Here is an 11,896-nt window from a genome sequence, read left to right on the forward strand (position 1 = left end):
GCAGGCCCCGGGCTCAGAAGGGGTGCCACCGCACCGTGGTGTCCCCGTCCCGCAGCGATGCCACCCGCCGCTCGAACTCGGCCAGCGCCTTGGGGTTGCCCGGGGCGTGCTGGGCGACCCAGGCGCAGCTGGCCGTCTCGCGGGCGCCGCGCAGCACCGCGCAGCCGTCCCAGTCACGCACGTCCCAGCCGTACGTCGCGGTGAACGCCTCGTACGCCTCGGCCGGGAGCCCGTAGCGGTCGCGGGAGAGCGCCATGACCACGAGGTCGTGCTCCCGCAGATCGGCGGAGAAGGTCTCCAGGTCGACGAGGACCGGGCCGTCCGGGGTGATGTGGACATTGCGGGGGAGGGCGTCGCCGTGGATCGGGCCGGGCGGGAGGTGGGGCGTCAGGGCCGCCGCGGCCTCGGCGAAGCCGTCACGGCGCGCCCGCAGGTACTCCGCGTCCACCGGGTCGATCGCGTCGCCCGCGAGGCGCAGCCAGCGCTCCACCCCGCCCAGCAGTTCGCGGCGCGGCAGCGCGAAGGACGGGGCGGGCAGCGCGTGCACCCGCCGCAGCAGCGCGGCCAGATCGCGGGGCTCGGCGGGGCGCACGGCGGCGGGCAGCCGGTGCCACACCGTCACCGGGTGGCCGTCCACCGACAGCGGCCTCGGCTCGGCGGCCCGTACGGCGGGGACGTCCGCCTCGGAGAGCCAGAGCGCGATCTCGAGTTCACGGCGGGCGCGGTCGAGGAGTTCGGCGTCGCGGCCCACCTTGACGACCAGGTCACCGACGGCGAACACCGCGTTCTCGCCCAGAGAGATGAGTTCCGCGGCGCGCCCCGGCCCGGCCTGCCCCAGCCCGGCCCCGGCCAGTACCTCCCGCGCCCGTGCCTCGTCCATCCGTCGCCTCCGTGTCCGTCGCGTCCGTACCCGCCCCGTCGTTCCACTTCGTCGGTCAGTGTCGCATTCGCACAGGTCGGACGGTGTGCGCGGTCCCTTGACGGCGTGACCGGGGGTCAGCACCATGGCGGCAGCCGCCCGGGCGCCGGGTGTGCCGCAGGGGCCCGGACGAGCCGCCCGGAGGAGCCGAACCCATGGTGCTGGGTGTGGAGTTGGCAGTTGCATGACATCAGTGACCGAGGCGGGAAGAGAGCGGACCCGGAAGGCGGGGCGCACGCCCCGCGCGGGCCGGGAGCGGTCCCTGCTCGACCGGCACGGGGCCTGGTTCCTCGTCCTGCCCGCGCTGCTGCCCATCCTCGTCCTGAGCGTCGGACCGCTGCTGTACGGGATCGCGCTGGCCTTCACCGACGCGCAGTCCGGGCGGACGGCACCCACGCAGTGGATCGGGACCCTGAACTTCCGGGACCTGCTGCACGACACGCTGTTCTGGGAGTCGTTCCGGATCGGGCTGGTGTGGGCGGCCGGGGTGACCGTGCCGCAGTTCCTGCTGGCGCTGGGGCTCGCGCTGCTGCTCCACCAGGACCTTCGGCTGCGCTGGCTCGCACGGGCCCTCGCGATCGTTCCCTGGGCGATGCCCGAGGTGGTGGTCGGGGTCATGTGGCGGCTCGTGTACAACCCCGACGCGGGCATCCTCAACGAGACCCTCCGCGACCTCGGCCTCGGCGACGGCCGCGACTGGCTGAGCGGACTGGCCACCGCCCTGCCCGCGGTGATCGTGGTCGGCGTCTGGGCGGGCATGCCGCAGACCACGGTCGCCCTGCTCGCCGGGCTCCAGAACACCCCGCGCGAACTCCACGAGGCCGCCGCGGTGGACGGCGCGGGCGCCTGGCGCCGCTTCCGCACGGTCACCTGGCCCGCCCTCCGACCGGTGGCGCTCGCGATCACGGCACTCAACTTCATCTGGAACTTCAACTCCTTCGCGCTGGTGTACGTGCTGACCAACGGCGGGCCCGGCGGCCGCACCCGGCTGCCGATGCTGTTCGCGTACGAGGAGGCCTTCCGTTTCGGGCAGTACGGGTACGCGGCGGCGATGGGATGCGTGATGGTGGCGGTGATCTCGGTGGTCCTGGCGCTGCACCTGGTGGGCCGGCTGAGGGGAGGCGAGGACGCGTGAGAACCGGTGCCGCGGCGCGCGCGGGCCAGTACGCCGCTCTGGTCGCCTATCTCGTCTTCCTGGCGTTCCCGTTCCTCTGGCTGGTCTCGACCGCCTTCAAACCCCCGCGGGAACTGGGCAGCCTCCATCCCACATGGATCCCGCACGACCCCACCCTCGCCAACTTCCGGCAGGCCTTCGACGAGCAGCCACTGCTGCGCGCGGCGCTCAACTCCCTGGTGGCGGCGCTCGGCGCGGCCGTCGTCGCCGTGCTGATCGCCACCCCGATGGCATACGTCATCGCCCGGCGCCGCACCCTCCTCGCCCGCGCCGCGACCGGCTGGGTGGTGGTCAGCCAGGCCTTCCCGTTCGTACTGGTGATCATCCCGCTGTTCCTGGTGCTGAAGAACCTGCGGCTGATCGACTCGGTGCCAGGGCTGGTGATGGTGTACGTCGTGTGGGCGCTGCCGTTCGCGCTGTGGATGCTCGTCGGGTACGTACGGGCCGTGCCCGTCCAGCTGGAGGAGGCCGCGGCGGTGGACGGGGCGGGGCGGCTGCGCACGCTGGTCTCGGTGACGGCGCCGCTGCTCGCGCCGGGGGTCGTGGCGACGGCGCTCTTCGCGTTCGTCACCGCCTGGAACGAGTTCTTCTTCGCGCTCGTTCTGCTGAAGACCCCGGAGAAACAGACCCTGCCCGTCGTCCTCACCCACTTCATCGGCGCGGAGGGCGTCGCCGACCTCGGCCCCCTCGCCGCGGCGGCCTGCCTTGCGACGCTGCCCTCGCTGGTCGTCTTCGCGGTCATCCAGCGACGGATCACGAGCGGGATGCTCGCCGGGGCGGTGAAGAGCTGATGCGTACGAGGCCGTTCGCCGCGCCGACGCGTACGAGGCCGTTCGCAGCCGTCCTGGCGGCTCTCGCCCTGCTGCTCACCGCCTGCTCCGGCGGCGACGGCGGGCGGGACGACGGCACCGTCACCCTGCGCTTCCAGTCCCTGGCCTGGCAGCAGGAGTCCGTCGAGGCCAACAAGGAGCTGGTGGCGGAGTGGAACGCCACCCACCCGGGCGTCCGGGTCGAGTACGTCCAGGGCAGCTGGGACAGCGTCCACGACCAGCTGCTCACCTCCTTCGAGGGCGGCGAGGCTCCCGACATCATCCATGACGCCTCGGACGACCTCGCTGACTTCGCGTACGGCGGCTACCTCGCCGATCTGCGCGAGCTGCTGCCCGACCGCCTCCGGAAGGACATCCCGCGCCGCAGCTGGGAGACGACCACGTTCGGGGACGGCGTCTACGGCGTGCCGTTCCTCCAGGAGCCACGCGTCCTCCTCGCCAACGCCGCCTGGCTCGCGGAGTCGGGCGTACGGATCCCGACCCCGGACGACCCGTGGACATGGGAGGAGTTCCGTGCGGTGACGAAGGAACTCAGCGACCCGGACGCCGGGAAGTACGGCGTGGCCTGGCCGCTCAAGGAGCCCGTCTCGGCCACGCTCAACCTCTCCCTGTCCGCGGGCGGCCAGGTGTTCCACCGCGACGCGGACGGCCGGGCCGAGATCCGCTTCACCGCCGCCGACGCGGTCGTGCCGCGCACCGTCCGCGCCCAGGTCGGCACCGACCGCAGCGCGTCGGGCAGCACGCTCGGCATGGGCGGCTCGGACACGCTGCCGGGCTTCTTCGGCGGCCGGTACGCGATGGTGCCGCTGGGCTTCTCCTACCGTCAGCAGGTCGTCCAGCAGGCGCCCGAGGGCTTCGACTGGCAGGTGCTGCCCGCACCGGCGGGCGCCGACGGGCTCACCCAGGGCGTCAGCCCCCAGACGCTCTCGATCGCCGAGGACAGCCCGTACCAGGAGGAGGCGGCCGAGTTCGTCGACTTCCTGCTCCGCCCGGAGAACATGGTCCGGCTGGCGCTCGGCGACTGGATGCTGCCCACCGGCCGGGCGGCCCTGAAGGATCCGGCGCTGCGTACGGAGAAGTACGGCTGGTCCACCGGCACGGCCCTCGCCGGGCACCTCCGCCCCGCCCCCGCCCAGTCCGTGCGCGGCTATCCGGAGTGGAAGGACAAGGTCGCCACACCCGCCCTCCAGGAGTACTACAGCGGCGCGATCGGCCTCGGTGAGCTGCGGGAACGGCTGGTGGAGGACGGGAACCTGGTGCTGGCCCGGTACCAGAGATGAGCCGGGCGCGCGGACGAGGCACGCGCGATCATCATGTGATCGGGTTGCACGAGACGTATCGTCTCGCGTACGGTCTGCGTCATGACCTCGCACATCGCCATGTTCTCCATCGCCGCGCACGGCCACGTGAACCCCCACCTGGAAGTGATCCGCGAGCTGGTCGCGCGCGGGCACCGCGTGACGTACGCGATCCCGCCGGTGTTCGCGGACAAGATCGCCGACACCGGCGCCGAGCTCAAGCTCTGGAACTCGACGCTGCCCTCCCCGGACGACGACCCCGAGGACTGGGGGGACACGCTCCTGGACAACGTGGAGCCCTTCCTGGACGACGCCATCCAGGCGCTGCCGCAGCTCATGAAGGCGTACGAGGGCGACGAGCCGGACCTCGTGCTGCACGACACCACCTCCTACCCGGGCGCTGTCCTCGCCCGCCGCTGGGGCGTCACGGCGATCTCCCTCTCGACGCACATGGTCGCCTGGGAGGGGTACGAGGAGGAGGTCGCCGAGCCGATGTGGAGGGAGCCGAAGCAGACCGAGCGCGGCAAGGCGTACTTCGCCCGCTTCCGCGCCTGGCTGGAGGAGAACGGGATCACCGAGGACCCGGACGACTTCTACGGCCACCCCGGCCGCTCCCTCGTCCTCATCCCCAAGGCGCTCCAGCCGAACGCCGACCGGGTCGACGAGAGCGTGTACACCTTCGTCGGAGCCTGCCAGGGCGACCGTACGGCCGAGGGCGACTGGCAGCGGCCCGCCGGCGCGGAGAAGGTGCTGCTGGTGTCGCTCGGCTCGGCCTTCACCAAGCAGCCCGGCTTCTACCGTGAGTGCATCAAGGCCTTCGGTGACCTGCCCGGCTGGCACGTGGTGCTGCAGATCGGCAAGCGCGTCGACCCGGCCGAACTGGGCGACGTACCGGCGAACGTGGAGGTGCGCGACTGGGTGCCGCAGCTGGCGATCCTGAAGCAGGCCGACGCGTTCATCACCCACGCGGGCGCCGGCGGCAGCCAGGAGGGGCTCGCGACGGCCACGCCCATGGTCGCCGTACCGCAGGCCGTCGACCAGTTCGGCAACGCGGACATGCTCCAGTCGCTCGGCGTCGCCCGCCACGTACCGATGGAGGAGGCGACCGCGGAGCGGCTGCGGGAGGCGGTGCTGGCCCTGGCCGGCGACCCGGAGGTGGCGCGCCGGCTGAGCGGGATCCAGGCGGAGATGGCCGATGAGGGCGGCACCCGGCGGGCGGCCGACCTCATCGAGGCCGAACTGGCGGCGTCGAGGGGCCTGTGAGCCAGTCGCCGACGGGCCTGTGGGCCAGAGGGCGGTCCCGTCGCCGTAGGGTGACCCGATGACGACGTACGCGGCGCTGTTGCGCGGGATCAACGTGGGCGGCAACAGGAAGGTCCCGATGGCGGAACTCCGCGCCGTCCTGCAGGACTTGGGCCACACCGCTGTGGCCACCTACCTGCAGAGCGGCAACGCGGTCTTCACCACGGACGAGGACGCCGGCGGCGAGGACGGCCTCGCCGCCGGCCTCGCCGAGGCCATCGAGAAGCACTTCGGCTTCCCCGTGGACGTCCTGGTGCGCGACCACGCCTATCTGAAGGCCGTCCGCGAGGCCTGCCCCTTCCCGGCCGCCGACCTGCAGCCCAAGCAACTGCACGTCACATACCTGTCCGCCCGGGCCGACGCGGAGCGCTTCGCGGAGATCGACCAGCCGTCCTTCCTCCCCGAGGAGTTCCGCCTCGGCGACCGCGCCCTGTACCTCTACGCGCCCGACGGCCTCGGCCGCTCGAAGCTGGGCGACGTGCTGGCGCGCCCCCGCCTCCTCAAGGGCCTGGTCGCCACCAGCCGCAACTGGAACACGGTCGTCAAGCTGGAGGAACTGACCCGGAGCTGACGCATTTCTTCAAGACCGGCGGTGCGGGACGTCCGTAGCGTCGTGGGCATGAGCGAACCGAGAATCAGTGACCTGCTGGAGGCCGCTTCCGTACGGGCCGTGCCCGTGGTGCGCGGCGTGGCCGATGAGCGGCTCGGTGATCCGACGCCGTGCGCGGAGTACTCCGTGCGGGAGCTGGTCAACCACCTCACGCATGTGGTCGTGGGTTTCCAGGCGTACGCGGCCAAGGGGCAGGCGGACTTCTCCACGACCCCGGACTACATCGGCGACGATCCGGACTGGAGGGCACGGTTCACCGCCGAGGCCCGGAAGCTGGTGGACGCCTGGGCCGCGCCCGGTGCCGACGAGGGTACGGCCGGGCAGCTGGGGCTTCCGGCGCGCACCCTGGGGCAGATGGCGCTCCTCGATCTCCTGGTGCACGCCTGGGACCTGGCCGTGGCCACGGGGCAGGACTTCGAACCCGACCCCGTTGTCGTGGCGGCGCTCGAACCGGCGGTGGCGCGGATGGCGCCGATGGCCAGGGAGTGGAAGGCCTTCGGTGATCCGGCGCCCGTACCGGCCGACGCATCACCTTTCGAGCGGCTGCTGGCGACGACCGGACGGGACCCGCGACCGGCCGCCCCATAAGCCCAGTGAGGCAGACGCGGTTCAGGCGCCCAAGGCCGTCAGCGCCGGCCGCCGCGCCGCCTCGTACCGCTCCAGCAGTACCCGTGCCACCTCGGGCGCCGGGCCCAGGACGTCCGCGAGGACGTCCGCCTGCGCGGCGCCCCGGGCGATGCGGTCCGGCAGGAAGCCGGGCGCGAGGACGTACGGCGCGACGGCCACCCGCTCGCAGCCCAGGTCGCGCAGGTCCCGCACCGCGTCCTCGGTGCGCGGAAGGGATGCGGAGGCGAACGCAGGCCGCACGGCGCACCAACCGGTGTGCCGCCACTCCCGCGCGATTTCAGCGATCACTGCGATCGCCTCCGGGTCGGTGGACCCCGCCGAGGCCAGGACGACCCCGGTCGAGGACTTGCCGGCGGGGTCGAGCCCCGCCTCGTACAGCCGGCGTTCCAGCGCCGCCAGCAGCAGCGGCGACGGGCCGAGCACCTCCGCCTGGCGGATGCGCAGCCGGCTCGGAGCCTCCCGCAGTACGGCGGGAATGTCCGACTTGGCGTGGAAGGCCCGCGTCAGGAGCAGCGGCAGCGCCACCACGTCCCGTACGCCCTCCGCCGCCAGGGACGTGAGGACCCCCTGCACGGACGGGACGTTGAAGTCCAGGAAGCCGGTCTCCACGCGCAGCCCGGGCCGCATCGCCCGTACCCGCCGCACGAGGGCGTGCACGGTCGCGGCGTGCCGCGGGTCGCGGCTGCCGTGGGCGATGACGAGGAGCACCGGGGCGGGCGTTGCGGACATGGTGTTCAGCTCTTCACGAGGAGGCCGCGGCTGCGCAGGACCCACCGCTCCAGCGGGCTGAAGATCAGCAGGTCGATCGCGATGCCGACGACGAGGATGAGGAGGATGGCGAGGAAGACCATGGACATCGAGCTGGAGTTGCGGCCGTTCTCCAGGAGCTGGCCGAGCCCGGTGCCGAGGTCGGGGTGCTGGGCGATGATCTCCGCCGCCATCAGCGAGCGCCAGGAGAACGCCCAGCCCTGCTTCAGGCCCGCCACATAGCCGGGCAGCGCCGCCGGCATCACGATGTGCCAGGTGCCGCGCAGCCCCGTCGCACCGAGGGTGCGGCCGGCCCGCAGGAACAGCGGGGGCACCTGGTCGACGCCGGACACCAGACCGTTGGCGATCGACGGGACCGCGCCGAGCAGGATGACCGCGTACATCATCTGGTCGTTGAGGCCCAGCCAGATCACGGCCGGCGGCACCCAGGCCACCGAGGGAAGGGACTGGAGGCCGGACAGGATCGGGCCGATCGCCGCGCGGACGAACCTCACCCGGGCCACCAGCAGACCCAGCGGCGTGCCGATCACGAGGGCGAACAGGAAGCCGAACAGGCCGCGCGAGACGCTCGTCCAGATGTAGTCGAGCAGGGTGCCCTGGAGCCAGGCGTCCTCGATCTCGCCCCACACGGCCCCCGGTGAGGGCAGCTTGGACGGGTCGTCGACGATCTTGAACGACACCAGGGCCTGCCAGACCACCAGCACCAGCGCGACGGCCACGAGGGGCGGCACGATCTTCCGGACGAAGGTCTCCCGGAAGGGGGTGCGCCCGGTCTGGACGGTCTCCAGCGCGTCGAGGCCCGCTTCGAGGCCCGCGAGATCGCCGCCGCTCCGCACGCCCCCCGCGGTGCCCTTGGTGTCGCCGTCCTTCACGGCGGAGGTCTCAGTGCTGGCCATGGCGGCGGATCTCCCCACGCAGTTGTTCGGTGATCTCGACGGACAGCTCCGCCACGGCGGTGTCCTCGATACGGCGGGGCTGCGGGATGTCGACCCGCCACTCCCGGGCGATGCGGCCCGGGCGGGACGACAGCAGCACCACGCGCTCGGCGAGCCGTACCGCCTCGCGCACGTTGTGCGTCACGAACAGCACGGACAGATTGGTCTCCCGCCAGATACGGGTCAGTTCGTCGTGCAGCACGTCCCGCGTGATGGCGTCGAGCGCCGCGAACGGCTCGTCCATCAGCAGCAGCTTGCTCTCCTGGGCGAGCGCCCGGGCCAGCGCCACCCGCTGGCGCATACCGCCCGACAGTTCGTGCACGCGCTTGCCGTGCGCGCCGCCGAGCCGGACGAGCTCGAGCAGCTCCTCGGCCCGGCCGCGCCGCTCGTTCTTGGGCACGCCCCGCAGCTTCAGGGCGAGCTCGATGTTCTTGCCCGCGGTCAGCCACGGGAACAGGGCGTGCTCCTGGAACATCAGGGCGGGCCGCCCGTCGGTCGTGATGCTGCCCGAGGACGGGGCGTCGAGCCCCGCCACCAGGTTGAGCAGCGTCGACTTGCCGCAGCCCGAGGCCCCCAGAAGGGTGACGAACTCACCCGGCGCGACATCGAGCGAGATGTCGTCGAGGACGTGCTGCTGCCCCGCGGGGCCGTTGAAGGACTTCGAGACGTGCTCGATGCGAGCGGCGTGCCGCACCGTTGCGGTGCCGGCGCCGCCCTCGGCGGCCTTGGCGAGCGTGCTGGTGGCCATGGTCGTCACCTCCTGGGAACTGGTCGGACGGTCGGGATCGGGTCACTCGGCGCCGAGACCGGCGGCGTCGGCCTCGGGCCGTCCCTCGGCCCTCAGCACCTTGTTCAGCAGCCTCAGGTCGTAGATGCCGGCGAGGTCGGGCTCCTCCAGCAGGCCCGCTTCGACCGCGTGGTCCGCCTCGGCGTCCAGGGTGGCGGCCAGCGGGTCGTCCAGGACCCGGATGGACTTCCAGGCCGGGTCGAGCACCTCGGCGGGCAACGCCTTGCCGGAGTCCGCCTTCAGCCGCTCGTTCGCCGCGTCCCGGGCCTTCTCCGGGTTGGCGTTGATCCACGCGTTGGTCCGCACGGAGCCGCGCAGCACGGCCTCGACGACCTGCGGGTGCTCCTTCAGGAACTTCTGCGACACGACGATGTTCGTGATCACGAACTTCTTGCCGGGCCACAGGTCGGCCTCGTCGAGCAGCACCTTCGCGCCCTCGGCGACGAGCTTGGACGCGGTCGGCTCCGGCACCCAGGCACCGTCGATGGAACCGGACCTGTAGGCGTCCGGCGTGATCTTGTTGTCCGTACGGACCACGGACACGTCGCCCGTGCCGCTCTGCGCGTCGACCTTCCAGCCCTGCTCGGCGATCCAGTTGAGGAAGGCGACGTCCTGCGTGTTGCCGAGCTGCGGCGTGGCGATGTCCTTGCCCTTGACGTCGTCCAGGCTCTTGATCTTCTTCGGGTTGACGACGAGCTTCACCCCGCCGGACGCCGAACCGCCGATGATCCGCAGGTTCTTGCCGCCCGACTTCATGTAGCCGTTGACGGCCGGGGACGGTCCGATCCACCCGATGTCGATGGAGCCGGAGTTCAGCGCCTCGATCTCCGAGGGACCCGCGTTGAACGTCGCGTACTCGGCCTTCGTACCGCCGAGCTCCTTCTGGAAGATGCCCTCCTGCCGGCCCACCAGCGCGGTCGCGTGCGTCAGGTTGCCGAAGTAGCCGATCCGCACGGAGTCGAGACCGTCGATCTTCTCGGCCCCGGCGGCGATCTGCGCCGTGTGGTCCTCCTTGGCCTGGGAGCCGTAGCCGCAGGCGGCCAGGGCCAGCAGGGGGAGCACGGCCAGTACCGCGAGGGAGCGCCGGAAGGCGGTGGTGGCAGGCACGGGAGGCATGTCCTCTCGTCGGCCCGGCGGTCACGGCCTGTCCGTCGGTGGGTCAGTCCGTGGCCGGGAGGTCGGCAGGTCTGTGTCGATCGCGCGACGTCGGGCGGTGGGCGGCCGGGGCACGCAGACGGTGCGCGCGGCCCTTCCCCGCCGAGGGCGTCACGCCGCACATCGCGCCACTCCGCCCTGCCCGCTTCCCAGGGCGCCGCTGCCAACGCGGCCGCCCTCCTTCGCGAACGTCGAGTAGAAGTCCTTCAAGGACCTGGGGGACATGTCAGAAGTCCCACCCGTCGTCCTCGGCCTCGTCCTTGACCGGGTCCGGCGCGGCGAACGACTCGCCGACCATTCCCGCGGTCAGCGTGGTGCCGTCGGCCGGGTCGATCAGGATGAAGGAGCCGGTGCGCCGCGAGTCGGCGTAACTGTCGGCCGGCAGCGGCTCGGCGGTCCGGATCTTCACCCGGCCGATGTCGTTGGCGACGAGCTGCCCCGGGTGCGGGTGCAGGGACAGGTCGTCCAGCGTCAGCCGGGACGGGATGTCCTTGACGATCGCCTTGACCGTGCGGGTGCCGTGCTTGAGCAGTACCCGGTGGCCCACCGTCAGCGCCTGGTCGGCGACGTGGCAGACGGTCGCCTCGACGTCCTGCGTGGTCGCGGGCGCGTCGCTCGTCGGCACGATCAGGTCGCCGCGCGAGATGTCGATGTCGTCCTCCAGCAGGAGGGTCACCGACTGCGGCGTCCACGCCACGTCGACGGTCTGGCCCAGCAGGTTGATCCCGGCGACCTTCGTCGTACGGCCCGAGGGCAGCACCGTCACCGACTCGCCGACGCGGAACGTACCGGCCGCGATCTGGCCCGCGTACCCCCGGTAGTCCGGGTGCTCGGCGGTCTGCGGACGGATCACGTACTGCACGGGCAGCCGGGCGTGGCAGTGCGCCAGGTCGTGGCTGACCGGCACCGTCTCCAGGTGCTCCAGGACCGTCGGGCCGCCGTACCAGTCCATGTGCGCGGAGGGCTCCACCACGTTGTCGCCCTCCAGCGCCGAGATCGGGATCGCGGTGATCTCCGGGACGCCCAGCTCGGACGCGTACGCCGTGAACTCCTCGGCGATGGCCGCGAAGACCTTCTCCTCGTAGCCGACGAGGTCCATCTTGTTGACGGCGAGGACGACGTGGGGGACGCGGAGGAGGGCGGCGATGGCGGCGTGGCGGCGGGTCTGTTCGACGACGCCGTTGCGGGCGTCGACGAGGATGACCGTCAGCTCGGCCGTCGATGCACCCGTGACCATGTTGCGGGTGTACTGCACGTGGCCGGGGGTGTCGGCCAGGATGAACCGGCGCCGCGGGGTGGCGAAGTAGCGGTAGGCCACGTCGATGGTGATGCCCTGCTCGCGCTCGGCCCGCAGGCCGTCCGTCAGCAGCGCGAGGTCCGGGCCCTCCTGCCCGCGGCTGGCGGAGGCGCGCTCGACGGCTTCCAGCTGGTCGGCGAGGACCGACTTGGAGTCGTGGAGCAGGCGGCCGACGAGGGTGGACTTGCCGTCGT

The 11,896-nt window shown here is 72.1% G+C and carries 11 protein-coding genes and 1 pseudogene; 6 read left to right on the top strand and 6 right to left on the bottom strand.

The genetic code is table 11. The annotated features are described in order from the left end of the window. Positions 1–13: 13 nt before the first annotated feature. A complete protein-coding gene (locus IE242_RS26320) occupies positions 14–880 on the bottom strand; it encodes a phosphotransferase enzyme family protein (protein WP_189863442.1) in 867 nt (288 codons plus the stop codon). Between the two features lie 223 nt (positions 881–1,103). Between IE242_RS26320 and IE242_RS26325 the strand changes: the two genes are divergently transcribed. From IE242_RS26325 to IE242_RS26350, 6 genes and pseudogenes are all read left to right on the top strand, one after another. Next, entirely contained in the window at positions 1,104–2,054 is a 951-nt protein-coding gene (locus tag IE242_RS26325) for a carbohydrate ABC transporter permease (RefSeq protein WP_189863444.1), read from the top strand. After that, positions 2,051–2,884: a carbohydrate ABC transporter permease gene (locus IE242_RS26330; protein ID WP_189863446.1), complete on the top strand. Its 834-nt coding sequence runs from the start codon at positions 2,051–2,053 to the stop codon at positions 2,882–2,884. The genes IE242_RS26325 and IE242_RS26330 overlap by 4 nt, the downstream gene beginning before the upstream one ends. Further along, positions 2,884–4,203, top strand: coding sequence for an ABC transporter substrate-binding protein (locus IE242_RS26335; RefSeq protein WP_189863448.1), 1,320 nt, complete (start codon positions 2,884–2,886; stop codon positions 4,201–4,203). The genes IE242_RS26330 and IE242_RS26335 overlap by 1 nt, the downstream gene beginning before the upstream one ends. Beyond that, a pseudogene (gene mgt / locus IE242_RS26340) lies at positions 4,200–5,484 on the top strand (macrolide-inactivating glycosyltransferase). Before IE242_RS26335 ends, mgt begins: the two are co-directional and overlap by 4 nt. Positions 5,485–5,542: 58 nt before the next feature. Next, positions 5,543–6,094: a DUF1697 domain-containing protein gene (locus IE242_RS26345; RefSeq protein WP_189863452.1), complete on the top strand. Its 552-nt coding sequence runs from the start codon at positions 5,543–5,545 to the stop codon at positions 6,092–6,094. A 48-nt stretch (positions 6,095–6,142) separates the two neighbouring features. Next, complete coding sequence (locus IE242_RS26350) at positions 6,143–6,721, top strand: TIGR03086 family metal-binding protein (RefSeq protein WP_189863454.1); 579 nt, start codon at positions 6,143–6,145, stop codon at positions 6,719–6,721. Positions 6,722–6,742: 21 nt separating this feature from the next. Here the strand turns inward: IE242_RS26350 and IE242_RS26355 are convergent, their stop codons facing one another. The 5 genes from IE242_RS26355 to IE242_RS26375 form a co-directional block, all read right to left on the bottom strand. After that, complete coding sequence (locus IE242_RS26355; protein WP_189863456.1) at positions 6,743–7,489, bottom strand: sirohydrochlorin chelatase; 747 nt, start codon at positions 7,487–7,489, stop codon at positions 6,743–6,745. Positions 7,490–7,494: 5 nt separating this feature from the next. Further along, complete coding sequence (locus IE242_RS26360; RefSeq protein ID WP_189863458.1) at positions 7,495–8,424, bottom strand: ABC transporter permease; 930 nt, start codon at positions 8,422–8,424, stop codon at positions 7,495–7,497. Beyond that, positions 8,411–9,211, bottom strand: coding sequence for an ABC transporter ATP-binding protein (locus tag IE242_RS26365; RefSeq protein ID WP_189863460.1), 801 nt, complete (start codon positions 9,209–9,211; stop codon positions 8,411–8,413). Before IE242_RS26365 ends, IE242_RS26360 begins: the two co-directional genes overlap by 14 nt. Positions 9,212–9,253: 42 nt before the next feature. Next, complete coding sequence (locus IE242_RS26370) at positions 9,254–10,357, bottom strand: aliphatic sulfonate ABC transporter substrate-binding protein (RefSeq protein WP_189863462.1); 1,104 nt, start codon at positions 10,355–10,357, stop codon at positions 9,254–9,256. A gap of 274 nt (positions 10,358–10,631) precedes the next feature. After that, positions 10,632–11,896 (bottom strand): sulfate adenylyltransferase subunit 1 (locus IE242_RS26375; RefSeq protein WP_189863464.1); only part of this gene is annotated, 1,265 nt, incomplete at its 5' end.

Source organism: Streptomyces poonensis, assembly GCF_014650915.1.
In the GTDB taxonomy this organism is placed as follows: Bacteria; Actinomycetota; Actinomycetes; order Streptomycetales; family Streptomycetaceae; genus Streptomyces; species Streptomyces poonensis.